Raw genomic sequence first — 26,767 nt, forward strand, 5'->3', positions numbered from 1 at the left:
CCGTCACCCCGGACTTGATCCGGGTTGAGGAAGAAAGAGGCCGGGGGGCAGGCCCCCCCAACCAAACCTCAGAAATCCACCGTCGCAGACAGCCACAGCCGCCGCCCGTCCTGATTGATGGAATAGGCAGGCGTGTAAACCGTGCTGTTGCCGCTCTGATACGGCACGTAAACGGCGTAATCGGTGTCCAGAATATTGTAGATAGCCGCTGCAAAACGCAGGTTCGGCCCCATCTGCACCGTGCCGCCAAGGTGGAACAGCTCATAGGCGCGGAAATCGCCCACGGCGGTCTGCTGCACGGTCTGCCCGCGCCAGCGGCTGGAACGGGCCTCCCCCCGCACCCACAGGCTGGCGGCGTCGCTGACGGCCCAGCGCAGATTGCCGTTCACCATATGCTTGGGCGTGCCGATCAGCGGCAGGCCTTCCTGTGGGCCGCTTTTTTGTTCGCTGTGCGTGTAGGTGTAATTCACGCTCAGGCTCAGCGCGGAGGTGAACTGCAGGCGGGTGCTCACTTCCGCGCCGCGGGTCACCGCCTCGTCGATGTTCACTGTTTGCGCGAACAGGTCCACGTTCGGGAAATTGCCCACGTCCACGCAGCCCGGGCGGTTGGGGTTGCCGGCGAACTGGCAGTTCGGCACGCCTTCGCCGGTTGCGATCTTGTCCTTGAACTTGTTGTGGAACAGCGTGGCGCTGCCGCTGAAGAAGCCGTTGGCGTCATAATAGACACCGGCTTCGAACGTGGTGCTCTTTTCCGGCATCAGCCCCGGCGTGCCCAGCAGCGGGATGGTGCCCTGCCCGCCGAAGCCGACAATGCCTTCGGCTGTCTGCTCAAGCCGCGGCGTCTTGAAGCCGCTGGAAACGCCGCCCTTCACCGTCAGATCGTCGTTCACGTTCCACACCGCATAGACGCGCGGCGACCAGTGGTCGCCGAAGCTGGAGTGGTTGTCGTAGCGCACGCCGCCCGTCAGGCGGAATTGCTCCACGATGGCCCATGTCGCTTCGCCGAAGCCCGCCCATTGGGTGAATTTGAACGGCGCGGGGGCAACGCCGTCGACCATGCGCGCCTTCCAATATTGCCCGCCCACGGTGAAGCCGATCGGCCCCTGCTCGCCTGCGAAGCGGCTGTCGATGATGTCATTGCGGGCTTCCAGCGTGCGCGGATCGCCCGCCGTCTTGCCCGGCGTGCCGCGCGGCAGGGTGCGGCCGATGGTTTCGGTATCGCCCCGGCTCAGCGTGGTATCCAGCGTGCCGAGCCCGGTGCGCCAGCTGTGCGCCAGCACGTAAGAGGTGCGGTTGAAGCGCTGCTCGTCGGTATAACCGCCGGAAATGCCCAGCGTGCCCAGCTGGCCCCGGCTGTTGTCATAACGCTGCTGGTTGCGATCATATTCGAACCAGATGTCATGATCCTTGTGCGGCGTGAGAGAGATGCGTCCGCCATAGCTGCCGATGTCGGATTGCACCGGGTTGCGGCCCAGCGACAGCGCCGGGTTGCCGGGAATCTCGATGTGAGAGGCCGCGCGGTGGAAGATGCTGCCGCGCACGGTCAGGCCCAGCAAATCCTTCACCACCGGCCCCTGCGCAAAGCCGTTGAGCGACTGGATGTTGCCGAAGCGCTCATCGAACTGGATGGTGCTTTCGCCGCTGACGGTGCCGACCCAGCTGTCCCCCACCTTGCGGGTGATGATGTTCACCACCCCGCCCATCGCATCCGAGCCATAGAGGGTGGACATCGGCCCGCGCACCACTTCGATCCGCTCGATGGCGGCCATCGGCGGCATGAAGCTGGACGAGGTTTCGCCAAATCCGTTGGGCGTCACGCTGCCGGGCGTGTTCTGGCGGCGGCCGTCGATCAGCGTCAGCGTGTAATCGCTGGACATGCCACGAATGGAGATGTTGAGGCCGCCCGTCTTACCCGCTTCGCCGCCGACATCGACGCCGGGCACATGCTGCAGCGCCTCGGCAAGGCTGCCGAAGCGGATTTCGGACAGATCCTCGCGGGTAATCACGCTGATGCTGGCCGGGGCCTGGCTGATCTTTTGCTCAAAGCCCGCTGCGGTGACGACGATGGTATCCGCCGGGGCTTCGATGTCGGCATCGGCAGCCTGCGCGGGCACCGCCAGCGCCAGAAGCGCAACCCCTGCAAGGGTTGAGCCGATGGTGGAGGCCGACAGGCGGCGGGCAGACAGGATCATTGTTTCTCCAATTTTATATTGAGACGAATTAGCAATAGCAATTCGCCCGCGCCTATTGGCGGCGGCAGCGGCGGGTGTCAACAGTCAGCTGACGTTCATCTTGTCACAGCGGAAAAGCAGCCCGATGCCCTGCGCGCTGGCCCGGAACGCCCATGTCGATGCTGCAACAAGCCGCTTCCGCCAGCCGCCGGATCAGCTCTCACCGTTCACCTCCCCTCAATCCGGGAGGGCCTATTGTGCAGTTGAGGCAAGCCGCCGGGCGCAGATATGTCCGGGCGGTCAGATCGAAACGCTCCGATGAACTTCCATAGGGTTGGAAGCTGGCGGGGTCTGACGCATCCCCCCGCGTCAGGCCCCGCCGTTGCGTTTGCGCCAAATGGCCGGGTGATCGCGGCCAGATGCGGTGTCCGACCTGGTTTCATGATCTGGCACAAGCAAAACGCAAAAGAACGGCGCTACAATTCGGTTCAACAGCAACGAAGCGAAAGAGCACCCATGTTCCTGCACGTCGATATCCCGGCCCAGTCAGACCTTCTCGCGCTGGCAGAGGCGCGCAATCCGGCCAGCGTCTCCATCTTCCTGCCCACCACGCCGGTGTCCGGCGAAATCTCCGGCGACCGCACGGTGCTGAAGAATCTGGCGGGAGAGGTGGACGCGCAGCTGGAAGCGGCAGGCCACCCGAAGAAAGAGCGCGAGGCCATCGCCGAGGCCCTGCACGAACTGGTGGAGGATGATGAATTCTGGCGCTTTCAGGCGAACAGCCTCGCCATCTATGCCACGCCGGACAGTCTGCGCACCTTCCGCGTGCCCAACGCGCTGACGCCCGCCTTCGACGTATCCGACCGCTTTCACCTGAAGCCGCTGCTGCGCGCCGTGACGTTCGGGCAGGCGGCTTATGTGCTGGCGCTGGCGGAAGGCCATGTGCGGCTGCTGCAACTGACGGCGGATCAGGCCGCGACAGAAGTGCGCGTGGCCGATCTGCCGAAAAGCGCGACGGACGCGCTGGGCATTTCCTCCATGGGCGTGAAGACGGAAAGCCGCCGCACAGATACGGCGTCCGGCCGTCGCGGCCTGATCGGCCAGTTCTGCCGTTCGGTGGATCGCGCGCTGCGCCCCTATCTGGCGGGCAAGCATGTGCCGCTGTTCCTCGTGGCAGACACGGCGCTGGGCGGCATCTATCGCAGCATCTCCAGCTATCCGCATCTGGCCCCCTTCGGCATCGATGCCACCCCGGAATCGCTGACGGACAGCGAGCTGTCAGAGGCCGCGCGTCGTCTGCTGGACCGGCTGAACGCGGAGGAAGTGGCGGCGCTGAACGCGCAGTTCCATGATCGCAAGGGTCAGGGCCGCGCGACGGCGGATATCGATCAGGCCGCGCGCGCCGCGACGCAGGGTGCGGTGCAGACGCTGCTGGTGGATATCGACCGCATCGTCCCCGGCTTTGTGGACGAGGAAACCGGCGCGGTGACGTTCGCCGAGGTGGACGATGCCAAGGCCTATGGCGTGGTGGACGAAGTGGCGCGCCGCGCGCTGCAATCGGGTGCGCGGGTGCTGGCCGTCCGCACGGACGATCTGCCTACGGACAGTCCCGTCGCGGCGATCCTGCGCTGGGCCGCCTGACGTAGGGCCATCGAACTGCTAGGGAAGGGGGCGGCCCATGTTCGCCGCCCCTTTTCCAGCCAAGCGGAGCCAGCGATGCAGATACCCCCGGTCCAGCTGTCCGACCGTTCCGACAGCCTGTCGATGGACCTCGCGCTCAGCGATACCCGCTACCTGTTCGAAGCGCCGGAGATCGACCCGCTGGCGGGCAGCCATCTCGGCCAGTCCGGCGTGGAGATGGTGCTGCAACGGCTGAAGCGCGCGAAACTGCCGAAGGAGGGGCATCTGCAACTGCGCATCAGCGCCCCGGCCGATCAGGTCAGCCCGGCCGCGCAGGCACAACTTGCCAGCACGCTGAAAGCTCACGCCGCCGCCCGCATCGCCGGCGAGGAGGAGGCGCTGTTCTTCCTCCGCCGCGAAACCCGCCAGTCGCTGCGCATGGGCGGCCTGTTTCTGGCGGCCTGCCTGATCCTCGCCGCGCTGGTCGATCTGCTGACGATCCTGCCGCCCTTTCTGCAGGCGCTGCTGCGCGAAAGCCTGATCATCGCAGGTTGGGTCGGCCTGTGGCACCCGCTGGACCTGCTGCTCTATTCCTGGTGGCCCAGCCGCTACCGCATCGGCCTGCTGAAACGCCTGAAGACAGCGGAGGTGCAACTGCACCCCGCGCGGGGCTGAGCGGCGATGATCGGATGGCCGCCGCTTACGCCCAGGTCACCCGCACCGGCAGTGTCTTCAGCCCGTTCACGAAGTTGCCGGTGGAGATTTTCGGCTCTGCCGTGAGTTCCAGCGTGTCGATCAGCGGCAGCAGTTCCTCGAACAGGATTTTCAGTTCCAGCCGGGCGAGATGCATGCCCAGGCACAGATGCGCGCCATGGCCGAAAGCGATGTGCTTGTTGGGGTTGCGATCCGCCTTGAACAGGTCCGGCTCGTCGAACACCGCTTCGTCGCGGTTTCCAGACATGTAGAACAGCGCGAGTGCGTCGCCTTTGCGGATGGTCTTGCCGCCCAGCTCGGTGTCCTGCGTGGCGGTGCGCATGAAATGCTTCACCGGCGTGGTCCAGCGGATGGCTTCTTCCACGAACAGCGGAATCAGCGAGGGGTCCGCCTTCAGCTTGGCGAGTTCGGCAGGGTTGCGCGCCAGTTCGCAGAAGCCGCCCGCCGCCGAGGTGCTGGTGGTGTCATGCCCGGCGGTCGCGGTGATGACATAGTAGGACAGCGCCTCCCGCTCGGGGATGGGCTGGCCGTCGATCAGGCCGTTGGCGATCACGGTCGCCACATCGTCGCGCGGGTTGGCGCGGCGGTCCGCGATGACGGCACCGAAATATTGGAAGAACACCTGCGCCAGCTGGAACAGGTCCACCTGCTTGTTGCCGCTGGAACCGCCCCAGAAGCTGGCACCTTCCGTCAGCATCTGCGAGCGGGCGATCACGTCCGGGTCCAGTGAGCCGAAGGTCTCCTGCGTCAGCTTCAGCATCATCGGCTCGTCCTCGCGCGGGACGCCCAGGATTTCCATGATAACGCGCAAGGGGTAGAACAGCGCGACTTCGTTGACGAAATCCAGTGTCTCGCCGCGCGATTTCATCAGCTCGATATGCTCGCGGGCAATTGCGCGCACCTTGGGTTCAAGGTTGCTTTTCACCGCGCCCGGCTGGAACCAGCTGTGGGTGATCTGCCTGAGTTTGCGATGTTCCGGATCGTCCAGATCGACCAGCGTGCGGAACAAATGGGTGTCGCCCGTCGTCTGCAGAATCCACTGCTCGCCCTCGATGGGGGAGAGGTAGGTGCGCTCGCGGTTGATGAAGAGGTCGTTCGCCTTGGAGACGCTGGTGATGTCGGCATGGCGGGTGATGGCCCAGAAGGGGCGGTAACCTTTGGGTTCAGTCCAGTGCACCGGATCGTCGCGCCTCAGCGTGGCGTAATCGGCCAGCAATGCGGCCGTGTCGGTATAGACTTCGGGGTTCACGATCCGATCGTCGATCGTCTCGCGGCTCCAGCTGAATGCCTGTGTCGCCATGTCTGTCTCGCCTCCCAGCGGTTTTATGGGATTGCTAGGGCGGGGAGGGGCGGGCTGGCTAGCTATTCAAAGGCGAGGGTGTCAGCCGGTATCAGGCGGCCCGCCGGGCCTGCCACAGGCAGGCGCCGCCGATGATGATGGCCCCGGCCCATGTGCGGGTGGAAACCGGCTCTGCGAAGAAGATCCAGCCATAAAGCGCAGCCCACAGCAGCGCGCTATATTCGAACGGGGCGAGCAGTTGCGCCTCTGCCATGGCATAGGCGCGCGCCAGCAGTTGCAGCGCTACCGCCCCCGTCAGCCCGGCGATCAGCACCAGCAGCCATTCCTCGCCGTGCGGCAGCAGGCCTTCGGGCGGCACCAGCAGCAGCATGGGGCCCGCCAGCACCAGCGCGGGAATGCCTGCGCCCAGCAGGCTGACGATCGCCGCGCCATCCTTCGCGGCGCGCATCCGCATCAGCACCACGGTGATGGCGTAGGTGAGCGCGGAAAACAGCACAGCCCCCACGCCCAGCAACTGGTCCGGCGACCATTGATCCGGGTTGAGGCCCACCGCCACGATCACGCCCACAAAGCCGATCAGGCCCGCCGTGATGCTGCCGCCCTGCATCCGTTCCTTCAGCAACACAGAGGCGATGGGCGGAATCAGCAACGGGGCGATAAAGGCAAGGGTGATCGCCTGCGCCAGCGGCAGGCTCTTCAGAGACCAGAAGAAGGCGAAGGCAGACAAAGCGAGGACCGCCCCGCGCAGCAGGTGCACGGGCAGCATCTCCGCTGTCACGCGCGGACGCCCGGCGCGCAGCCAGAAGGGGATGGCGAAGATCGTGGCCGCCAGATAGCGCCAGAAGGTGGCCATCACCGCCGGGTTGGTTTCCACCAGCTTCTTCATGGCCGCGTCCATCGCGCAGAAGATCGCGACCCCGATGATATAGAGGAGAATGGGGCGTGCGGGCATGGCGGCCCCGCGTTGGCGGCTTTGCGAAATGATTGCAACCGCTTCCCGGCGCTGGCATGGTTTCCACCACGAGCCGCGCGCAAGCGGCCCCGGCTGAGGCCGGAGATTTCAGGGCCCCGGCGAATGCCGGAAATCAGGGATGAGAGGGGACAAACGATGGCAAAGCTTCTGGGCAATCTCTCCACCGCACTGCTGCTGAGCGTGGCGTTGCTGCTGGTGGTGCTGTTCGGCTTCCACGGCTCGCTGATCAGCGAGGGCAGCCATTTCGTGAACGGCGTATTCCGCTTCCTGCACGTGCTGTGCGGCATCATGTGGATCGGTTTGCTCTATTATTTCAACTTCGTGCAGATCCCCACCATGCCCAAGGTGCCTGCCGAGCTGAAGCCGGGCGTTTCCAAATATATCGCGCCCGAAGCGCTGTTCTGGTTCCGCTGGGCCGCTGCCTTCACCGTGCTGACGGGGCTGATCGTGGCGATGCTGAGCGGCTATCTGCACGAAGCGCTGATGCTGAAGCCGGGCTTCCGGGTGATCGGGCTGGGCATGTGGCTGGCGCTGATCATGGCGTTCAACGTGTGGTTCGTGATCTGGCCGAACCAGAAAAAGGCGCTGGGGCTGGTGGAGGCAGATGCCGACACCAAGGCGAAGGCGGCCACCACGGCGATGATCTTCAGCCGCACCAATACGGTTCTGTCGCTGCCGATGCTTTATTGCATGGTGACGCAGGGCTGGCTCGGCGGCGTCTGATTTCGGGCGGCGGTGACCGATGGCGGGCACCGCCCCGATTTCCTTTGATGAGGCACTCGCGCGGCTGCTGTTGCTGGGCGCGCCATTGCCCGCCGAGCGGCTGCCGATCACAGACGCGGGGGGGCGATTTCTGGCCGCCGAGGCCGTCGCCCGACTGACGCAGCCGCCCGCCGATGTCAGCGCGATGGATGGCTATGCGATCCGCTTTGGCGGCCTGCCGGGGCCGTTCCGGCTGGCGGGTGAATCCGCCGCCGGGCGGCCGTTCGAAGGGGCTATGCGCGATGGAGAGGCGGTGCGCATCTTCACCGGCGCGCAGGTGCCTGCGGGGGCAGATACGGTCGCGGTGCAGGAAGATGCGGTGCTGACGGGCGGGGAATTGCGCTTTCCGCATGATGGCCCGCCACGCGAGGGCGCGCATATCCGGCGGCGCGGGCAGGATTTCGCGGCCGGGCAACCCGTGGCGTTGGTGGGGGAGCGGCTTGGCCCGGCGCGGCTGGGCCTGCTGGCTGCGGCGGGGCTGGCGGAACTGGCTGTTCACCGGCGTGCGCGCGTGGCGCTGCTCTCCACCGGGGACGAGCTGGTGCCGCCCGGCGTGATGCCCGGCCATTCGCAGATCGTCGCTTCGAACGCGCTGATGCTGCACGAATTGCTGCACCCTTATGCCGATGTGCGGGATCTGGGGATCGCGGCGGACCGGGCCGATTCGCTGGCCACTGCGCTGGCGTCGGCCGAGGGGTTCGACCTGCTGGTGACGGTGGGCGGGGCGTCTGTTGGCGATCATGATCTGGTGCGCCCGGCGCTGTTGGCGGCAGGGGCGGAATTGGATTTCTGGCGGGTGGCGATGCAACCCGGCAAGCCGCTGATGGCCGGGCGGATGGGGGACATGCTGGTGGTGGGTCTGCCTGGAAATCCGGTGTCCGCCTTCGTGTGCGGCTGGTTGTTCCTGCTACCTCTGCTGAAGCGGATGGCGGGCGATCCGGCGCCGCAGCATGTGGTTCGGCAGGTGCCGACGCTGGTCGATCTGCCTGCCAATGGCGCGCGCCGCCAGTTCCTTCGCGCCCGGCTTTCGGGAGAGGGCGTTACCCCGGCGGGGCGGCAGGACAGCAGCCTGCTGGGCGTGCTTGCGGGGGCCGATGCGCTGCTGGTCAGGCCCGAACATGGCCCGGCGCTGAAGGCGGGAACATCCGTTCCGGTGCTAACCCTCTGAGAGGTCCAACAAAGTGCTTGACCTGTTCCGCTTGGTTCCCTTAATGTTCCTTGCATGTTCCATATCGGACGAGGCGCAAGATGCTGACCGCGAAGCAACATGAACTGCTGCTGTTCATTCACGAACGTCTGGCGGAAACCGGTGTGTCGCCCTCGTTCGAGGAGATGAAGGAAGCGCTGGATCTGAAATCCAAATCCGGCGTGCACCGGCTGATCGGCGCGCTGGAGGAACGGCAGTTCCTGCGCCGCCTGCCCAACCGCGCCCGTGCGCTGGAGGTGATGCGCCTGCCCGGCGGGCAGGCTGTGGCCGGGGCGTCGTCCTCTCCTGTGGCAGGCTCTCCTGTGACAGGCTCCGCGCCGGTGGCGGATCTTGCTGCGGCCCGCGCCCGCAAGGCCGAAGCGGACCGGGCGCAGCCGCACGACGCGCCCTCCATCGCTGTGCCGCTGGTGGGCAAGATCGCCGCCGGCCTGCCGATTGAGGCGATCGAGGATCATGAGCAACTGGCCGTGCCGCAGGCGCTGCTGGGGCCGGGCGAACATTATGCGCTGCAGGTTTCGGGCGATTCCATGATCGAAGCGGGCATCTTCGACGGCGACTTCGCGCTGATCCGAAAGGCAGAGGAAGCGCGCGACGGCGAGATCGTGGTGGCACTGATCGACAATGCCGAAGCGACGCTTAAATATCTGCATCGGGAAAAGGGCATGATCCGGCTCGATCCGGCCAACAGCCTGTACGACCCGCAATATTATCTACCCTCCCGCGTGAAGATCCAGGGCAAGCTGGCGGGGCTGCTGCGGCGCTATTGAGCGGGAGACCGTGCGTTGGCCGGGACAGGCCCTCTGTTGACCGAAGGGATACTGGGCGGCACCATTGCACTATGAGAGCCCGGAGTGCCGCGTGGAGATGTCTGCTCGTCAGCTTGGGGGTTTATGCTGCGGCGCTCATCTTTGCTCGGCTCGGCTTTGGTTCAGCCGAGTTTTGGTTCCTGATCTCCATTGCAGCGGTTTTCGGCATTGCACTCAGCGCAGCGGTTTGCGTCGTGCTTCAGGTAGCCAGTGTCTTGAGAAGCGACATTTGAAAAGGCCGACAGTGTAGCCGCTGTTTCCCGTTGCGGTGAGGAGTCGCTCGGGATCAGCATAAGTCATTATGATCTGGCAAATTCTTGGCGATCATGTTTCCTGCTAACGCATCGGATTTTCTGCCTTCACCGTGACCCTCTCCCTCCGCTCAGGCTGAGCCTGTCGAAGCCCATGGAACAGCCCCCGGCGCGGCCATTGTACTTTCACGTCCGGGGCTTCGACAGGCTCAGCCTGAGCGGGACAGAGGACAGACAAGGGATGCGCGTTTGCAAAGGATGCAGTCGCCCAATTATGAGTTGGGCGCCATCGAACCGATGCTGCCCATTCAGCTTTCGTCTGTTGCAGTGCGCCAATCGCCGGATTTGCCGCCGCGCTTTTCCAATAGCCTTATGCCTTCGATGCGCATGCTGCGGTCCATTGCCTTGGCCATGTCGTAGAGTGTGAGAAGGGCTACGGAGACGGCGGTGAGGGCTTCCATTTCCACGCCGGTTGGCCCGGTGGTGGTGGCGGTGGCCGTGGCTGTGATGCCGGTTTCGCTGAGAGCGAGGTCGATAGAGACACTGCCGAGAGGCAGTGGGTGGCAGAGCGGGATCAGCTCGGCCGTGCGCTTGGCGGCCATGATTCCGGCGATGCGGGCGGTGGCCAGCACGTCTCCCTTTTTCGCGGTGCCCTCGCGAATGACGGCGAGCGCAGGGGCGGCGATCAGGATGCGGCCTTCGGCGACGGCGATGCGGGTGGTGGCGGGCTTGTGCCCCACGTCCACCATGCGGGCCGCGCCGGAGTCGTCCAAATGGGTGAGCCTGCTCTCCGGCAGATGGGTAGGCCCGCTTACCGGCGGATGGGTCAGCCCACTTAATGGAGGATGTGCGAGATCGCTCTCCGGCAGATTGCTGTCCTCGCCCGGATGGCGGAAGCCGCTTTCCGACGAAGGGGGGCGGCCGCTCACCGGCCGCCGAGCAACTTGCGGGTGGCGGCTTCCAAATTCTCCTCCCGCATCAGACTTTCGCCGACGAGGAAGGTGGTGACGTCGGCGGATTGCTCCAGCCGTTCCAGATCCTGATGGGTGGAGATGCCGGATTCGCCGATCAGCAGCCTGTCTTTGGGCGCAAGTGCGGCAAGGCGTTCGGTGACGGCGAGATCGACGACCATGGTTTTCAGATTGCGGTTGTTCACGCCGATCAGCGGGGTTTTCAGCGCCAGCGCGCGGTCCAGCTCGGCTTCGTCATGCACTTCGGCGAGCACGTCCAGCCCGATCTCATGCGCTGCCGCTTCCAGTTCGATCATCAGCGTATCCGGCAGCGCGGCGACGATCAGCAGGATCGCGTCTGCGCCCAGGCTGCGCGATTCGCGGATCTGGTAGGGATCGACGATGAAATCCTTCCGCAGTGCGGGCAGCGAGCGGGCGGCGTGGCGGGCGAGCGCCAGATAGGAATCCCTGCCCTGAAAATAGGGCTCGTCGGTGAGCACGGAGAGGCAGGTGGCCCCGGCCGTTTCATAGGCGTGGGCGATGTCTTCCGGATCGAACTTTGCGCGGATCAGGCCTTTGGACGGGCTGGCCTTCTTGATTTCGGCGATCAGGCCATAGCGGCGCGCGGCGCGGGCCTTCAGCAGCGCGGCGGCGAAGCCGCGCGGCGGGCCGAATGTGCCCAGCGGCAATGTCTCTTCCGGGCGCACGGCTTTGCGCGCGGCGACATGCGCGCGCTTGGCTTCGAGGATGGGTTGCAGACGGTCTGCCATGAATTGCCCTTAGCGAAAGGCGAGGAACAGCGCGAGACGGTCTGCCGCCGCCCCGCTGTCCAGCGCGTCGCTCGCGTCTGCCATCGCCTGTGGCCAGCTTCGGCCCGCCACGGTGAGGGCAGCGGCGGCGTTCGCCAGCACGATGTCGCGATAGGCCGGGCGGCCCTTCCCTGCGAACAGGGCGCGCAGTTCGGCGGCGTTTTCCGCAGGCTCTCCCCCCGCGATGGCGTCGCGCGGGTGGCGGGAAAGGCCATGCGCTTCGGGCGCGAATGCTTCCGTGGCGATGCCGCCTGCGCTGCCGCGCACCAGCGCGCTGTCGGCATGAACGGCGATCTCGTCCAGTCCGCCACCATGGACGACGAGCACGTCTGACGCGCCCAGCGCCAGCGCGGCTTCGGCCATGGGTTGCGCCCAGCTTTCGGCGAACACGCCGATCATCTGCCGCCTCACACCGGCCGGATTGGCGAGCGGCCCCAACAGGTTGAAGATGGTGCGACGGCCCAGCGCGCGGCGGATCGGCGCAACACGGGCGAGCGCCGGGTGATGCGCCTGCGCGAACAGGAAAGCGACTCCGGTGTCGCTCAGGCTGGCCTCCGCGCGGGACATCGGCAGGTCCGGCCGCCAGCCCAGCGCCTCCAGCACGTCCGCCGTGCCGCTGCGCGAAGAGGCCCCGCGATTGCCATGCTTGGCAACCGGCACGCCACAGGCTGCGACCACGAAGGTGACGGCGGTGGAGACGTTCAGGCTGTGCGAGCCGTCTCCGCCGGTGCCGCAGACGTCGATCGCCGTGTCCGGCGCCTCCACCGCCAGCATGCGGGCGCGCATGGCGGTGGCAGCGGCGGCGATTTCGTCCGGGGTTTCGCCGCGTTCGGCCAGCGCCACGAGGAAGGCGGCGATGTCGCTGTCTGACAGGTCCGCGCCGAGGATTCGGTCAAAGGCGTCGGCGGCGGTCTCCGGATCGAGGGGCCGCGACGGATCGGGAAGGCTCGTCACGCAGCATGTCTTTCAGGAACGTTGCTCACGCCACGAGGCCCTCAGGGCTGCGGTGCGGGATGCCCGCGATATCCAGAAAATTCGCCAGCAGCCGGTGGCCATGTTCGGTGGCGATGGATTCGGGGTGGAATTGCACCCCGTGCAGCGGCAGATCGCGGTGTTGCAGGCCCATGATCAGGCCGTCGGTTTCGGCGGTGATCTCCAGCACCGGCGGCAGGCTGGGGCGATCGACGATCAGGCTGTGGTAGCGGGTGGCGGTGAAGGGGGAGGGCAGCCCCGCGAACACCGATTTGCCCTGATGGTAGATGGGGCTGGTCTTGCCATGCATCTGCGTCGGCGCGCGCACCACCCGGCCCTGAAACACCTGCCCCAGCGCCTGATGGCCAAGGCAGACGCCGAACAGCGGCAGGCGGATATCGGCGGCGGCGGCGATCAGATCGAGGCAGATGCCCGCTTCGTTGGGCGTGCACGGCCCCGGCGACAGCAGCACCGCATCCGGCTTCAGCGCCAGCGCCTGCTGCACAGAGAGCGCGTCGTTGCGGACCACCTCCACCTCCGGCCCCAGTTCCATCAGATAATGGACGAGGTTGAAGGTGAAGCTGTCGTAATTGTCGATGACGAGGATCATGCCGCGCCTGCTGCTATTCCCAGAAAATCCGCCGCCTTCAGGCTGGCCCCGCCCACCAGCGCACCATCCACATGCGGCACCGCCAGCAGTTCCGCCGCGTTGGAGGGCTTCACCGAGCCACCGTAAAGGATTTTCACGCCCGGCCCCACCACCGCGCGGATCGCGGCATGCACTTCCGCGACTTGCGCCACCGTGGGCGTCAGGCCCGTGCCGATGGCCCAGACGGGTTCATAGGCGATCACCAGCGCGGCCAGACCTTCCGGCACGGAACCGGCCAGCTGCCGCTCGATCAACACCAGCGCTTCGCCTGCCTCGCGCTCTGCCAGCGTTTCGCCGATGCACAGAATGGGCGTCAGCCCTGCGCGGGCCACGGCCTCAGCCTTGGCCTTCACGATAGCGTCGGTCTCGCCATGATCCGTCCGCCGTTCGGAATGGCCGACGATGATGTGGCTGGCACCCAGATCGGCGAACATTTCCGCCGCAATATCCCCGGTGTGCGCGCCGGATGGCTGCCAGTGGCAATCCTGCCCGCCCACCTGCACATGGGTTCCGGCCGCGCGCGCTGCGAAAGCGGCCGCCAGCGTGGCGGGCGGGCAGACCAGCAGGTTGCAACCGCCAAGCACCGGCGCAGCGATCAGCGCCTCCAGCTCGGCAAGGCCTGCCTTCAGGCCGTTCATCTTCCAGTTGCCCGCGATCAGTTTCACCCGATGATCCCCGCTGTTCAGGCCGCCGTTCAGGCGGTGCTCAGCCGACCCTCTAGACAGGGAGGGCCGGAAACGGCAACCCGTGAGTAACTGATGTCTGTATCCCGCTTCTCCACGGCGCTTGTTGCGCTGGCGATGCTGCTGATCGCGCAGATCCTTGCGCCTGCCGCGCAGGCGCAATCGCTGTTGCGCGATGCAGAGACGGAGCAGTTCTTCCGCGACATTGGCGAGCCGCTGATGACAGCGGCCGGGCTGGACCCGCGCGCGGTGACGATCAGCCTTGTCGGTTCGCCGGAAATCAACGCCTTCGCGACACTGGGGCAGAGCGTTTACTTCTACTCTGGCCTGCTGGTGGCGGCGGACGATGTGCGCGAGGTGCAGGGCGTGCTGGCGCACGAACTGGGCCATGTCGCGGGCGGCCATGCCGTGCGCTTCAACGATGGCGTGGCGCCGGCCACCAACATCACGCTGCTGTCTCTGGTGGTGGGGGCGGCCCTGTTGGCGGCGGGCGCGGGCGACGCCGGGATAGCGGCAATGATGGCCGGGCAGCAGGCGGCGCAGGGCAAGTTTCTGGCCTTCAGCCGCGAACAGGAAAGCCGCACCGATCAGGCGGGCGCGCAGTTCCTGCAGAAGGCCGGGGTGGATGGCTCCGGCATGATCACCTTCTTCAAGGAATTGCAGGGCAATGAATATCGCCTCGCGATCCCGCAGGACAACAGCTACAACCGCACGCACCCGCTGTCCGGCGAGCGGATCGCCGCGCTGGAGCATGTGCTGCAGCAATCGCCTTACTGGAAGAAGGGCGCGGACCCGGTTCTGCAGGCGCGATACCAGCGGATTCGCGGCAAGCTGATCGGCTATGTCTCTGAACCGAAGGACACGTTGAAGGCCTATCCTTTGAGCGATACCTCCCCTGCGGCGCGGGTGGCGCGGGCCTATGCCTTCCACAAGCTGGCCGAGCCGGACAAGGCCATCGCCGAACTGGATGCGCTGCTGAAAACCAGCCCGCATGACCCCTATCTGCTGGAATTGAAGGGGCAGGTGCAGCTGGAATCCGGCCGGGTGCCGGAAGCGATTCCCCCCTTGCGCGAAGCGGTGGCGCGGTCCAACGGCAACCCGCTGATCGCCGGGATGCTGGGGCATGCGCTGGTGCAATCCGGCGAGCAGACCGGCGACAAGGCCAGTTTCGATGAAGCGGAAAAGGTGCTGCGCGCCGCGCTGGCGCGCGATGGCGACAATCCCTTCGCGTGGATGCAGCTGGAAACCGTGTATGAGCGGCGCGGCGACGAACCCCGGCTGGCGCTCGCGACGGCGGAGCGGCTGACGCTGACTGACGGCGACCCGAGGGCGGCGCTGAGCGCGGCGCAGACCGCCTCGCACGGGCTGGAGCAGGGCACGCCGGAATGGATTCGTGCGCAGGATATCGTGCAATTGCAGCGCAACCGGCAGCAGGACATGAAGAAGGGCAATCGACGTTGACTGAGGGTGTAGAGAGCGTGGTTCAGGAAGCTGGCGTAGAGGCTCCGGCCGGCGCGGAAACGCCGTCCGCCATGGCCCGCATCCGGGCCGCGCTGATCCCGCCGACGGCGGCGCACTGGGGCTGGTGGGCGGCGGGCCTCGGCATGGGCCTGACCATCGCCTCCGTCGCTGTGCTGCTGGCCGGGCGCGCGGGCGTTGCCCCCGTGCCCACCGGCGGCAAGGCGCTGGAACTGGCGGTGAAAGACGCCATCCTCGCCAACCCGGAGGTGATCCCCGAAGCCATCAACCGGCTGCAGCAACGCGAAGTGGAAAAGCTGCTCGCCTCCAACCGCGAAGCCATCGAAACCCCCTTCGCCGGGGCGTGGACGGGCGCGAAAGACGGCGATGTCGTGCTGGTGGAATTCTTCGATTACAACTGCCCCTATTGCCGCCAGTCCGTCGCCGACGTGGAGCGGCTGCTGGCCGAAGACCCGAAGCTGAAAGTGGTGTGGCGCGACATGCCCGTGCTGGGGCCGGACAGCGAGCATTTCGCCCGCGCCAGCCTCTCCGCCGCGGAACAGGGGCGCTATCGCGGCTTCTACAATAGCGTGTTCAAAGGGCAGGGCGCGCTGAATCAGGAACGGTTGATCCGCACCGTGCGCGCGGCAGGCATGAACGAAGCCAAGGTCGCGACAGACCTGAACAGCAAGGCGATCGAAGCGGAAATCCAGAAGAATCTGGACCTTGGTCGCGCGCTGGGGCTGACGGGCACGCCCTCTTATGTGATCGGCAATCGCATCATCTCCGGCGCGGCGGGATATGAGGAGCTGAAGAAGGCCGTGGAAGACGCGCGGAAGGCGAACGACGCGGCTTAGTTGGGGGTGGGTAGGGGGTTTTGCCTCCGGCGGGCAGGGAAATGATTTCCCTGCACCCTCAAAATTGGTGTTGAGGACCAACTCCAACGCCGTTGGAGTAATCAGATTCGATTGCCTGCGGCGCTACGTGGCCCTCTCCCCCTGCAAGGGGGAGAGTTGGAGAGGGGGTGTCACCGCCGGGCCTGATCCAACGACATCACAACACGCGCAACGAAATGCGCCGCAGGCAATAAACCCCACCCTCGCACCAGCGGTTGGCCCCCACCCCAACCCCTCCCCTAAAGGAGGAGGGGCTAAAAACGTCGGGGGTGCGAGCGGCGTCACGCCCCTGCCGGGGGTGAAGGGGCAGAGCCCCTTCAATTCAACGCCAGTCGCCAGCCCGCAGCATCCGACAGGCCTGTCCTACATAGGCATTTAAATATACCAAATTGGTCATTTCATTCAAAAGGAGTGACCAATGCGAGTTATTTACCTTCCTGCCCTCGCAGCCTTGGCCGGCTGCGCCACGCTTCCGGCCCCATCGTTGCAGCCCGGTGCTGCGGACATCCGCCTGTCTGTCGCGGCGGCGGAGGCCGGGCTTCGGCAGCTTGTGCTGGATGTGCAGGATCCGGCTGCGACTGCGGATTACACGGGCGTCGCGGCGGCGCTGGATGTGGCGCGGGTGACGGTTGCGACTCAGGCGCTGCTGGGGGCTGAGGATTTCACGCCTGCGCTGGCTGCCGAGCGGGCCTTGCTGGGCGTGACGCTGAAGGTCTGCGCAGACGGGGTGGCGGCGATGCAGGCCGCGCCGCAAGATGCCGGGACGTTCGCGCGCGGGGCGTTTGGGTTTACCTGTCTGGTGCCGCTGTCGTTGTTTGCGGTGCGGTAGGGCACGCGGCCGACAGTTAAGCCGCTATGGGTGTTACAGGACGCCGGCGCGCCGGCGTCCTGTCCTCAAACGCAACTTACCAGATCGAGACGCGGTCCTCGGGTGGGAGATAGAGCTTGTCCCCGGGCTTCACGTCGAACGCTTTATAGAAATCCGGGATGTTGCGGAGCACGCCGTTGACCCGGTAGCGGGCGGGGGCGTGCGGATCTGATGCAGCTTCGCGCAATTCGAAATCTGGCCGGGCTTTCGACATGAAGGCTTGCGCCCAGCCCATGAAAAACCGCTGCTCGCCCGTCAGACCGTCGATCAGCGGTGCGGGCTTGCCGTTCAGCGATGCCCGATAGGCCTGCAGCGCGATGCTGACGCCGTTCAGGTCGCCAATATTTTCCCCAAGGGTGAAGCCGCCGTTCACCATCACGCCGTTGCCGACGGGAAAGCCGTTGTATTGCTCGGCGAGCCGCTGCGTTCTCGTCCGGAATTGGCGTTGTTCTTCTGGTGTCCACCATTCGTTCATGGTGCCGGTTTCATCGAACATGCGCCCCTGATCGTCGAAGCCGTGGCCGATTTCATGGCCGATGATGGCGCCGATCCCGCCATAGATTGCAGCATCGTCCATGCTGCTGTCGAAGAATGGTGGTTGCAGGATCGCGGCGGGAAACGTGATCACGTTCAGCAGCGGGTTGTAGGACGCATTCACGGTTTGCGGGGCCATCGTCCATTCGATGCGATCCACCGGCCCTGTCAGGCTTTGAACCTTGCGAGCGAATTCATGTTCGCGTAGCCGCATGACATTCCCGACAAGGTCTTTGGCGTCCACTGTCACGCCGTCGTAGCCGCGCCATTTGTCCGGATAGCCGATCATGGGGCGGAAGGTGTCGATCTTCCGAAGCGCTTTCGCCTTCGTCTGCTCGCTCATCCAGCTTGAGGTGATCACCTTGCGGTAGGATTGCAGTAGGCGCTCGACGATGCTCAGCATATGCGCCTTCTCGTCAGCGGAGAAATAGCGCTCTGCATAGAGCCGCCCGCCAGTGAAGGGCATTAGGCTGTTCGTGAGTTCGACGATCTTCTTCCACTGCTCCTTTGGTTGATCCAGCCCTTGCATCACCTTGCCGTGGAAGGAGAAATGCGCATCCTCAGCGGCCGTGCCAAGAAACGGAGCGTAGCTGTCCAGCAGGCGCCATTTGAAATAGTCTTTCCAGACATCCAGCGGCACCGTGGAAACGAGCTTCGACAGTTCCGTCAGATACTCCGGCTGCCCGGCGACGAAGAACGCCTCTTGCGGAACGGAGCCGGCTTCCAGAAGGGCGTCCCAGTTGATCTCCGGCGCCCAGCCGGCGAGGGATTTGCGGGCCGGATTGTAGAGCCGGGAGATGTCGCGATTGTCTTCCTTGCTCCGGTGCCCGCGTGCGAGCGCAGTTTCCAGCGCGAGAATGTCGTCCACCGCCGAAGCGGCCGACTTTGGATAGGCCTGTGTCAGAAGCCTTTCCATATAGGCGCGATAGGCGGCCCTCTTGGACTTCATGTCCTCCGCGTCGGAGAGGTAGAAATCCCGATCTGGCAGGCCCAGCCCGCCTTGAAACAGGAACATGGCGTAACGAGAGGGCTGCGCGAAATCGGGAACAATCAGCACTTCGATTGGCCCGCCGGTGCCGAGGCTCGCCGCCCGCAACATGTAACGCGCCAGATCGCGCTTGTTTTGGATCGCGTCGATACGCGCGAGTTCCGCACGGAGCGGTTCGATCGCGCGCGTGTCACGCAGCGCCTTGTCATTGCCCGATTGCACCAGCCTCGCGAGGCGGCCGACATCGCCATTCTGCGCCGATGAGGCAGGGTCAAGGCCCGCGACGATGTCGAACATGGCCTTGTTGGCGCGTTCCTGAAGAATCTCGAACGTGCCGTAGGTTCCCCGGTCTGGCGGGATATCCGTGGTCTTCAGCCAGTGGCCGTTGACGTAGCTGAAGAAATCGTCGCCGGGCCGGATCGCGGGATCCATATGGTCGATGGCGATGCCGGATTTGCGGGACAGTGCTGCATGGGCCTCGTCCTGCCCGGATGCCGCTGCGGAAAGTGGCATCAGCAGCAACAGGGCCGCGGCGTGCAGGCGGATGGATGCGGGCTTCATCCGGCGTCCTTTTCGGTTGTGGAGGCTGGCGCTTCGGAGGCAGCGGCGGGGCCGCGCGACTGAAAGACGACATCGTTCCAATGTTCCGGCGGTTTCCAGTCGCTCTTGCCGGATAGCAGCGACGCTTCGAGGAAGGAGCTTACGCTGCTATTGACGATCTTCCGGATGTGGGCCGCGTCGATGCTGCCGCCGCTTCCCTTCATGCGCCACAGCCGGGAAAAAAGGCCGATATCGGAGAAATCCGCGTGGCGTGTGTCTTTCACCTTCATCCAATAGTGCCAGCCCCCCGGGCGATCGAACAGGGCGAGGCCCATATTGTTGTCTGCCCCGTTCAAAACCAGCATGGGCTGTTGCGGCGCGGGCCTGTCCAGCAGGTCCACGAAGAAGCCGTCCAGATCGGCCACCGCCTTGCAGCGGCTGTCGACGCCGCAGGTGGCCACCGCGGCGATACCCCCGAACGACATGCCTGTGACTGCCGTGTGATCGAGATCGAGCCGGTCCTTGAATTGCGACGGCAGGATGCCCGCCTGCAACTGGCCGAGTTGATCGAGCACGAACCGCTGATCGCCTTCCCAGATATCCAGCCCGAAGCGTTCGATCGCGCGATCGAGCGGGCGGGCGTTCATCAGCCGCTGCATGCCTTCGGCGATGACCGCTGGATCATTGCTCGCCAGAATCCGTTCGGCTTCCGCCGTGACTTGTGCATTCGGCGGCGGTTCGCCGCCCTGATAGGCCTGAACCTCGACGAGTTTCAATTCGCCATCCGGAAAGCGATTGGCGGCGCTTCCATAAGTGTGATTCACCGAAAAGACGACGAAGCCACGGCTGGCCAGTTCCTCCACGAGAGACAGATGGAGATCCGGATGAACGCCGAGGCCGTGGGAAAAGATCACCACGGGAAAGCTCTGGTGATCGCTCGCCAGCTTCGCGCCGATCCGGCTGTTCGATGGAATTCCCGCCAGATGCGACAGGAAAAAGCGGGTTCCCGGCAGATTGTTGAGCAGGGAGGCCCCGACAGCGCCCCCCTCCAGCATGACGGGCCGCAGCTTCCCCTCCCGGTTTCCCGGATCGGCCGGATAAAACACCTCCACCGTCAGCGCGCGTTTGTCGATCGGCGAAACCGTGTGCAGTTCCGGTCGGTTGGCATCCGTCCAGTGAAACTCGGTATAGCCCACGGGGTATCGCCCGCTTGGGCGGGGCATTTCGAATAGCGGGAACAAATAGAGCGCCAGACCCGTAACCGCGATGAACGGCAGGGCGATCAACCCTGTCAGCAGTGCGCGCGCATTGAAGCGGCCCGCGCGTGGCTGCAACTTTCCCTTCGAGGCACGCACCCAGCGGACGATCGCGACGGTCAGGCAGAAGAGGGCCGCCAAGCCGAGGGGCACAAGTTGCCAGCGCGGCCCGCCAGACAGCAGCGCGGCAAGCAGCAGGATCGACGACAATCCCCACAGCCCGGCCTGCCATGCATATTGGCGCGGGTGTCGGATCAACGCATGCAGAATCGCAACAGTGGCGACTGCCACCGCCGCCCAGGCCAGACCATCGGAAACAAGCATCAGAACTGACCCTGCAGAGTGAGCCCGATGGTTCGGGGTTTCTGGCGGTACGAATAGGAGACGAACTGGCTGGAATTCGTCAGATTCTGGCAGAAGGCCGTCAGGTTGATCGGGCCGCGCTTCAGTGTCGCCCGTGCGTTCACCAGATGATGGGCGGGCAGCACAACCGTTTCGCCGCCGACGATGATCTCCGCATCACTCAGATATTGATGCTCTGCCCTGAGCGAAAGCGCGGTCGTGTCGGACAGATCAAATTCATAGGCAATGCTGTTCGAAATGGTGAACTTGCGCTGGCCCGGCAGGCGGCGGCCTTTGATCGTTTCCGTATCCGGGATGGTCTCGTCGAATTCCGCCTTGTTCAAAGACAGCGCGCTGGCCAGTTCCAGCCCCTTTGTCGGGCGGGCCGTCAGTTCCAGTTCGAAGCCTTGCGAATGGGCCGAACCGGCGTTGGACATATAGCCGATCTCAGTCATCGGCTCGGTCAGGCCGATCTGGATGTTCGTCCAATCGATATAATAAAGCGCGGCGTTGACGATCAGCCGCTGATCAAACCACTCGGTTTTTGCGCCGATTTCGTAATTCCACAGCGAATCAGGCTCATAAGCGGCGGGAACTTCCGGCGCGATCGGAATGGGCACGTTCACCCCGCCGATGCGATAGCCCTGCGCGGCAGAGGCATAGATCATTGCGCTGCTGCTGGGCTTGTAGGTCAGCACCAGCCGGGGCGTAACCTTGCGGTCTGTGTCGCTGTATGGCCCGTTCGCCACCGGGATCAGTCCCGTTGCGATCCCGTTCTGCACGTCCCGGTAACGGGCCGTGTTGGAGAACCAGCGCAGTCCACCTGTCAGCGCCAGCGACGGGGAGAATTCGTAGGTCGCTTCGCCATAGAGGGCGGTTTCCTGATCATCCAGCCAGATGGTCGCATCGATGAGCGTATCGGTTGGAAAGCCCAGCATTTCGCCGAACCCCGGCACGATAACGGTCTGGAACGCTTCCCGCTTGCGTTTCAGGTAGAATGCACCCGCAACCCATGAAAACGGGCCATTCTTGTTGGAGGTCAGGCGGAATTCCTGCGCGAAGCTTTCGGATTCATCCGGGCTGTTGAAAATGACGATGTCGTTGCTCGCCGACATCTCGCCGCTTTTCTTCGCATAGGTGGTGGAGGACATCAGCTGCGCGAACGACAGTTCAAGTTCGCCGAGGAAGTTATAGGTTTGCAGCCTGTTGTTCTGATAACTCGGCCGCGCCACAGACCATGTGTACCCCGCGCCCGGTGTGCGATCGACAGCGCCCAGCGCCGGGGTGTCGGTGTCCTGCAGGATCGCGGTTGCCGTCAGGCTCAGGGTTTCGCTGGGCTCGAACCGCAGCGATGCCCGCCCGCCATAGGTGCGCGATTCATTGGCATTCTTGCGCCCGGTCGCCACATTGTCGACGAAGCCGCCGTCGTGGATGTAATAGCCTGTGGTGCGAAGGGCGAGGCGTCCGGCCACCAGAGGGACGTTCAGAACGCCTTTCAGTTCGTAATTTTCCGCGCCGTCGTGGATTGTCGACAGGGTTGCCTGCCCTTTCCCGGAAAAGGCGCCGGTGTCGGGTTTGTTGGTGATCACGCGCACGGCACCGCCCATCGCGCCGGAACCGAACAGTGTGCCTTGCGGCCCGCGCAGGATTTCCACCCGGCTGACGTCGAACAGGTCGATATCCATCACCGAGCGGGCGCCACGGGAATCATCCGTCGGCAGTTCGTCGAGATAGACGGCAACCGTGGCCTGATTGTCGCCGCCGGTGGAGGCGATGCCGCGAATGGTGAAACCGCCGGCGTTCCGGTCGCCCTCGGAGAACAGCAAGCCGGGCACGGAGCGGTAGAAATCCGCAAAGCCGTTCGCGCCCATCCGCTCCAGCTGCTCTTCACCGATGGCGGTGACGGCCATCGGAACCTCCTGAACGCTGACGGCACGTCGCGTCGCCGTTACAAGGATTTCCGGATACTCAAGTGCCGCCTCTTCCGCGCCCCGCGCCGCAGCCGGGGCGAGCGTGATCTTCCCATTCTCGTCTGCCACAACGGCGAGCCCGGTTCCTTCCAGCAGCCGATCCAGCGCGGTGCGGGTATCATATTGCCCCTTGATTGCCGTGGTCGTGACGCCGCGCAGGGCGCGCCCCGGGGCCACGATCTCGATCCCCGCCTGCCGTGCGAACTCCGGGATGGAGCGGTTGGCGGGCTGGGCGGGAACGTCGAACGCCCGTGCCTGCGCCCAGGCAGCTGCGGGAGCAGACAAGCCGATCAGCGCCGCGCCGCAGATCAGAACAGCCCTGATTTTCGCAATACGCATTGAAGCCCCTTTTCGCGCAGGCCGTAATGGCCATGTCATTCTTGAGGATTAGATGCGCAGACTTCCGGAAATCCGCCCGGGCCGCTCAAAAAAATCAACCGGCCCGGCGCAGCACCACCGAATCTCCCTCGGCACCGATTTCAAGGCCAAGGCTGAGCGCGGCGGATTGTGCAAAACCCCTGGGGTTGTTGGCGGCATAGAGGCCCGTGATGGTTTCATTGCCGATCGCGGGATCGGCAAACAGAATGTGGGAATCGCTGTAGCGGGCAAATTGCGCCGCGGCTTCGCGCAGCGGGCAATCTTCGAACGACAACATGCCTTCGCGCCATGCCAGTTCGCGGTCGACGTCTGCGGAATTGACGCTGCTGATCTCGACGGGGTGGCTCTGCCGGACCACCGCGCGGCGGTTCGCACCGATCTGGCTGACGCTGCGCAGCTGCCCGCCTGTTTCCACCTCCACTGTGCCCTGCCGCACCAGAACCTGCACCGGCCGTGCCTCGATCCGGCTGACGGTGAAGCTGGTCCCCACGGCACGGACGCTGGTGGAGCCTGCCATTACCACAAATGGCCGCACGACATCGCGGGCGACATCGAACAGCGCCTCCCCTTCCTTCAAGGTCACCTGACGCAGCCTGTCAGAGAATTCCACATGCGCTGCCGACGCGGTGTTGAGCGTCATGGTGGAGCCATCCGGAAGCGGCACCAGCCGGATTTCGCCGCGTTGCGTCGAAACGCTGTTCGCTGCCGTCTGCCAGCGCAGCCCCAGCGCCACCGATATGCCGGCAGCCAGAACCCCCGAGCCGCCGATCAGGACAGCACGGCGGGATTGCCGCCGATCAACATCGTCCGGCGCTTCGGGGTCATGCGGATTGGCAATCGGCAGCGTTTCCAGTCCCGCAAGGAATTCATCCGGGTTGAAACCGGGGCCGAGCGCCCTGGACCGGCTGGCATGGGCAAACACGGCGCGTGCGCGGGCGAAGGCGCCCAGCCGCCGGACATCGCCCGACAGCCACACGTCCAGTTCGGCCTGTTCGTCGGATCGCAGAGGTGCATTGTCGATGCGGACCGCCCATCGGGCGGCGACCTCATCAATCTCTGCGCTCGTCTCGCGTCCGTTCATTGCGCTCTCTTGCCTGCTTCTTGTCCGCTGTAGATGCGCCAGCCTGCGCATTTCCGCCACGCCCCATGCGGATCATGAGGCGCTGGAGGCTTTTCGCCACCAATTTCTGGACCGCATTGTCAGACATCCCAAGCTGCGCCCCGATTTCCCGGTGGGACATCCCATCGATCACGCGCGAAAGAAAGGCCCGGCGGCCCGGCTCGGGCAGTTCCGAAACCGCGATCGCCAGCAGGTGCAACTGTTCGCGATCGGACACCTGCGTTTCGGGGGACGGCTCATCCGCGGCGATCCACAGAAGATCGCCATCGTCCACGGATCGGATGGAGATCACGCGCGCATGCCGAATGTGCATCAGGATGATCGTTCGGGAAATGCTGAACAGATAGGCGCGCGGATTGCGAAGATGGCCCACGTCATCCATTTGCGCGAAGCGGCTATAGCATTCCTGTATCACATCATCGGCATCGAGATCCTGCGGAAGCTTCCAGCGGGCCAGATAGGTGCGCAACGATAGTTCGTGCGGCAGGATATGCCGTGCGAGCCACAATGCCCGATCATCCGAGACCCCGCCCATGCTAGGGGGTGAGGCCGGGTTTCTGAGGCGTCCGGGCGCCGGCCTCTGGCTCAGACATGCTGCAACGCCATGTCGAGATCGTCCCGCAGATCCTCGAACGCCTCGATGCCGCACGAGTAGCGGACGAGCGTTTCCGGGATCCCCAGCCGCGCGCGTTCCTCCGGCGTGCATTCGACATGGCTGGTCGTCCCCGGAATGCCGATCAGCGTGTTGACGGAGCCAAGGCTGGCGGCGCGATGCGCCAGTTTCGTGGCGTTCAGGCACCGCTTCACGGCTTCGAAGTCGCCCTTGATGGCGAAGCTCAGCACGCCGCCGAAGCCGCTCATCTGCGAGGCGGCGATGGCATGGCCGGCATGGCTTTCAAGCCCCGGGTAGAAAACGGCATCCACCTTCGGATGCGCAAGCAGGTGGCGCGCCATCGCCAGCGCCGTTTCGCTCTGGCGGCGGACGCGCAGATCGAGCGTTTTCAGCCCGCGCAACAGCAGATAGGCAGCAAAGGCCCCAAGGCTCGCGCCGGTGATCTCCCGATAATGATAGACCTGCCGCACAAGCTCCCGGCGTCCGGCAAGCACACCTCCCATCGCATCATCATGCCCACCCAGAAATTTCGTGGCGCTGTGCAGCACCAGATCGGCGCCGAGCTGTATCGGGTGCTGGTTGATCGGCGTGGCGAATGTATTGTCCACAACCGAGATCGCCCCAATCGCCTTTGCCGCCGCAATCGCGCGGCGCAGATCGACCAGCTTCAGCGTGGGGTTGCTGGGCGTTTCCAGATAGACGATCCGCGCGCCCTTGCGGATGGACTGTTCCAGCGCATCGGCATCCTCCGTATCGACGAGATCGACCACGATTCCCATTGGCGGGAGGAAATCGAGGAATATCTTGCTCGTGCCGCCATAAGTGTCGGTTGTGGAGACAATGCGGTTCCCGGGTCGCAGGAAGGTGAACAGCGTGTTGGAGATGGCGGCCATGCCGGAGGCAAAGGCGGTCGCATCCTCCGCGCCCTCCAGCAGGCGCACTTTTTCCTCAAACACGCCGACGGTTGGATTTGTGTTGCGGCTGTAGATATGTCCTTCGCTTCGCCCCTGCGCGGCGGCGAGCCAGCCATCGACATCCGCATAGGCGAACGGCGCGCTCTGAACGATCGGCACCTGCGCTGCACCAAAGGCGAGCGGCGTTTCTTCCCCGCCCCATGCTGCGATGGTGGATGCGTGTTTTGTTGCAAGGCCTTTGGAATCTGCCGACGGCATGGGGCTCTCCCGAATGTAGGGAGCCACAATGGCACGAGCGGATGGTCGGAATGTGCGGTGAAAGGCCCTTATCTTGAAACAAATGACGTTCAGATGTCGGATTTTTCAGCCGCTTTTTCGGCGAGGGAGGCCATCCGGTCTTCGGCGAGGATCGCGTGGATCGGCGTGGAACCGGACGATTTGACGACCTTGGTCGAAATATAGGTGAAGTATTTTTCAATGCCGATATCGGCAGACAGTAATTTTTCGATCAGATTTTGATATTGATCGACATCTTTTGCGATGACTTTCATGATATAATCAATACCGCCGCCAAGGGCATAGCATTCCGAAATGCTGTCGACTGTGGAAATATATCTTTCAAATCTGTCGAAATCATGCATTCGGTGACTGCGTAATGTCACTTCTGTCAGGAATATTTCATGCGGAGATATTGATCTTACATCGATCTTGGCATGATAGCTTATGATGATCTTATTGCGTTCAAGGGCGCGCATGCGTTCCAAGCAGGCGCTCTTTGAAAGATTAACCCTCTCTGCAAGCTCACTTTTGCTGATTCGCCCGTCATTCTGCAGCTGGCGGAGTATTTCGATGTCGATCGAGTCCAGCGCGATCGCCGTGCGACGGCGGCCCTGTGCCGGTGGAATTGATATATTCTGCCGTGAAACACCGCTCATGCCGGGAATCTAGTGCAAGTTCCCGGCATCTCAAACGGGAATAGCTACGACGGTTTCCGGAAAGGCCAGTCGCACAGATGCAAAAAGG

Annotated in this window: 23 protein-coding genes; 8 read left to right on the forward strand and 15 right to left on the reverse strand. The window is 64.4% G+C overall.

The window, feature by feature from the left end; all coding sequences use genetic code 11:
- Nucleotides 1–68 precede the first annotated feature (68 nt).
- On the reverse strand, nucleotides 69–2,192 hold the full coding sequence (locus FJQ54_RS13520) for a TonB-dependent receptor domain-containing protein (RefSeq protein WP_140928944.1): 2,124 nt from the start codon (nucleotides 2,190–2,192) through the stop codon (nucleotides 69–71).
- 495 nt (nucleotides 2,193–2,687) lie between these two features.
- Between FJQ54_RS13520 and FJQ54_RS13525 the strand changes: the two genes are divergently transcribed.
- Complete coding sequence (locus FJQ54_RS13525) at nucleotides 2,688–3,812, forward strand: baeRF11 domain-containing protein (protein ID WP_140928945.1); 1,125 nt, start codon at nucleotides 2,688–2,690, stop codon at nucleotides 3,810–3,812.
- Between the two features lie 75 nt (nucleotides 3,813–3,887).
- A complete protein-coding gene (locus tag FJQ54_RS13530; protein ID WP_140928946.1) occupies nucleotides 3,888–4,466 on the forward strand; it encodes a hypothetical protein in 579 nt (192 codons plus the stop codon).
- A 25-nt stretch (nucleotides 4,467–4,491) separates the two neighbouring features.
- Here the strand turns inward: FJQ54_RS13530 and FJQ54_RS13535 are convergent, their stop codons facing one another.
- Entirely contained in the window at nucleotides 4,492–5,805 is a 1,314-nt protein-coding gene (locus tag FJQ54_RS13535; RefSeq protein WP_140928947.1) for a cytochrome P450, read from the reverse strand.
- Between the two features lie 91 nt (nucleotides 5,806–5,896).
- A complete protein-coding gene (locus FJQ54_RS13540; RefSeq protein WP_140928948.1) occupies nucleotides 5,897–6,757 on the reverse strand; it encodes a DMT family transporter in 861 nt (286 codons plus the stop codon).
- A gap of 156 nt (nucleotides 6,758–6,913) precedes the next feature.
- On the opposite strand from FJQ54_RS13540, the gene FJQ54_RS13545 reads away from it, so the two are divergent.
- The 3 genes from FJQ54_RS13545 (at nucleotide 6,914) to lexA (ending at nucleotide 9,514) form a co-directional block, all read left to right on the forward strand.
- Nucleotides 6,914–7,501: a urate hydroxylase PuuD gene (locus tag FJQ54_RS13545; RefSeq protein WP_140928949.1), complete on the forward strand. Its 588-nt coding sequence runs from the start codon at nucleotides 6,914–6,916 to the stop codon at nucleotides 7,499–7,501.
- A 19-nt stretch (nucleotides 7,502–7,520) separates the two neighbouring features.
- A complete protein-coding gene (locus tag FJQ54_RS13550; RefSeq protein ID WP_140928950.1) occupies nucleotides 7,521–8,708 on the forward strand; it encodes a molybdopterin molybdotransferase MoeA in 1,188 nt (395 codons plus the stop codon).
- 80 nt (nucleotides 8,709–8,788) lie between these two features.
- Nucleotides 8,789–9,514, forward strand: coding sequence for a transcriptional repressor LexA (lexA, locus tag FJQ54_RS13555; protein ID WP_140928951.1), 726 nt, complete (start codon nucleotides 8,789–8,791; stop codon nucleotides 9,512–9,514).
- Nucleotides 9,515–10,112: 598 nt separating this feature from the next.
- On the opposite strand, the gene moaC is transcribed toward lexA, so the two are convergent.
- From moaC to tpiA, 5 genes are all read right to left on the reverse strand, one after another.
- On the reverse strand, nucleotides 10,113–10,601 hold the full coding sequence (moaC, locus tag FJQ54_RS13560; protein WP_140929036.1) for a cyclic pyranopterin monophosphate synthase MoaC: 489 nt from the start codon (nucleotides 10,599–10,601) through the stop codon (nucleotides 10,113–10,115).
- Between the two features lie 128 nt (nucleotides 10,602–10,729).
- Nucleotides 10,730–11,524: an indole-3-glycerol phosphate synthase TrpC gene (gene trpC, locus FJQ54_RS13565; protein WP_140928952.1), complete on the reverse strand. Its 795-nt coding sequence runs from the start codon at nucleotides 11,522–11,524 to the stop codon at nucleotides 10,730–10,732.
- 9 nt (nucleotides 11,525–11,533) lie between these two features.
- Entirely contained in the window at nucleotides 11,534–12,517 is a 984-nt protein-coding gene (gene trpD, locus FJQ54_RS13570; protein WP_140928953.1) for an anthranilate phosphoribosyltransferase, read from the reverse strand.
- A 25-nt stretch (nucleotides 12,518–12,542) separates the two neighbouring features.
- Nucleotides 12,543–13,145: an anthranilate synthase component II gene (locus FJQ54_RS13575; protein ID WP_140928954.1), complete on the reverse strand. Its 603-nt coding sequence runs from the start codon at nucleotides 13,143–13,145 to the stop codon at nucleotides 12,543–12,545.
- Complete coding sequence (gene tpiA / locus FJQ54_RS13580) at nucleotides 13,142–13,849, reverse strand: triose-phosphate isomerase (protein WP_268920585.1); 708 nt, start codon at nucleotides 13,847–13,849, stop codon at nucleotides 13,142–13,144. The genes FJQ54_RS13575 and tpiA overlap by 4 nt, the downstream gene beginning before the upstream one ends.
- Before the next feature lie 93 nt (nucleotides 13,850–13,942).
- Here tpiA and FJQ54_RS13585 point away from each other — a divergent pair, with 93 nt between their 5' ends.
- The 3 genes from FJQ54_RS13585 to FJQ54_RS13595 all read left to right on the forward strand — a co-directional run bounded on the left by FJQ54_RS13585 (nucleotide 13,943) and on the right by FJQ54_RS13595 (nucleotide 17,050).
- Nucleotides 13,943–15,328 (forward strand): M48 family metalloprotease, encoded by a 1,386-nt coding sequence (locus FJQ54_RS13585; RefSeq protein WP_140928955.1) that lies wholly within the window; start codon nucleotides 13,943–13,945, stop codon nucleotides 15,326–15,328.
- Nucleotides 15,325–16,182, forward strand: coding sequence for a DsbA family protein (locus FJQ54_RS13590; RefSeq protein ID WP_181160167.1), 858 nt, complete (start codon nucleotides 15,325–15,327; stop codon nucleotides 16,180–16,182). Before FJQ54_RS13585 ends, FJQ54_RS13590 begins: the two co-directional genes overlap by 4 nt.
- Nucleotides 16,183–16,639: 457 nt before the next feature.
- The gene (locus tag FJQ54_RS13595; protein ID WP_140928957.1) at nucleotides 16,640–17,050 is read left to right on the forward strand and encodes a hypothetical protein; all 411 of its coding nucleotides are present in this window, start codon (nucleotides 16,640–16,642) and stop codon (nucleotides 17,048–17,050) included.
- Nucleotides 17,051–17,126: 76 nt separating this feature from the next.
- Here the strand turns inward: FJQ54_RS13595 and FJQ54_RS13600 are convergent, their stop codons facing one another.
- The 7 genes from FJQ54_RS13600 to FJQ54_RS13630 form a co-directional block, all read right to left on the reverse strand.
- Entirely contained in the window at nucleotides 17,127–19,172 is a 2,046-nt protein-coding gene (locus FJQ54_RS13600; protein WP_140928958.1) for a M13 family metallopeptidase, read from the reverse strand.
- Entirely contained in the window at nucleotides 19,169–20,731 is a 1,563-nt protein-coding gene (locus FJQ54_RS13605; protein WP_140928959.1) for an alpha/beta hydrolase family protein, read from the reverse strand. Before FJQ54_RS13605 ends, FJQ54_RS13600 begins: the two co-directional genes overlap by 4 nt.
- The gene (locus tag FJQ54_RS13610; protein ID WP_181160168.1) at nucleotides 20,731–23,058 is read right to left on the reverse strand and encodes a TonB-dependent receptor domain-containing protein; all 2,328 of its coding nucleotides are present in this window, start codon (nucleotides 23,056–23,058) and stop codon (nucleotides 20,731–20,733) included. Before FJQ54_RS13610 ends, FJQ54_RS13605 begins: the two co-directional genes overlap by 1 nt.
- Before the next feature lie 94 nt (nucleotides 23,059–23,152).
- Complete coding sequence (locus FJQ54_RS13615; protein WP_181160169.1) at nucleotides 23,153–24,178, reverse strand: FecR family protein; 1,026 nt, start codon at nucleotides 24,176–24,178, stop codon at nucleotides 23,153–23,155.
- Entirely contained in the window at nucleotides 24,147–24,752 is a 606-nt protein-coding gene (locus tag FJQ54_RS13620) for a sigma-70 family RNA polymerase sigma factor (protein ID WP_181160170.1), read from the reverse strand. The genes FJQ54_RS13615 and FJQ54_RS13620 overlap by 32 nt, the downstream gene beginning before the upstream one ends.
- A 50-nt stretch (nucleotides 24,753–24,802) precedes the next feature.
- Nucleotides 24,803–26,002: an aminotransferase class I/II-fold pyridoxal phosphate-dependent enzyme gene (locus FJQ54_RS13625; protein WP_140928963.1), complete on the reverse strand. Its 1,200-nt coding sequence runs from the start codon at nucleotides 26,000–26,002 to the stop codon at nucleotides 24,803–24,805.
- Between the two features lie 89 nt (nucleotides 26,003–26,091).
- Nucleotides 26,092–26,679: an Lrp/AsnC family transcriptional regulator gene (locus FJQ54_RS13630; protein WP_140928964.1), complete on the reverse strand. Its 588-nt coding sequence runs from the start codon at nucleotides 26,677–26,679 to the stop codon at nucleotides 26,092–26,094.
- Nucleotides 26,680–26,767: the final 88 nt, after the last annotated feature.

This window comes from Sandaracinobacter neustonicus (genome assembly GCF_006385875.1).
In the GTDB taxonomy this organism is placed as follows: Bacteria; Pseudomonadota; Alphaproteobacteria; order Sphingomonadales; family Sphingomonadaceae; genus Sandaracinobacteroides; species Sandaracinobacteroides neustonicus.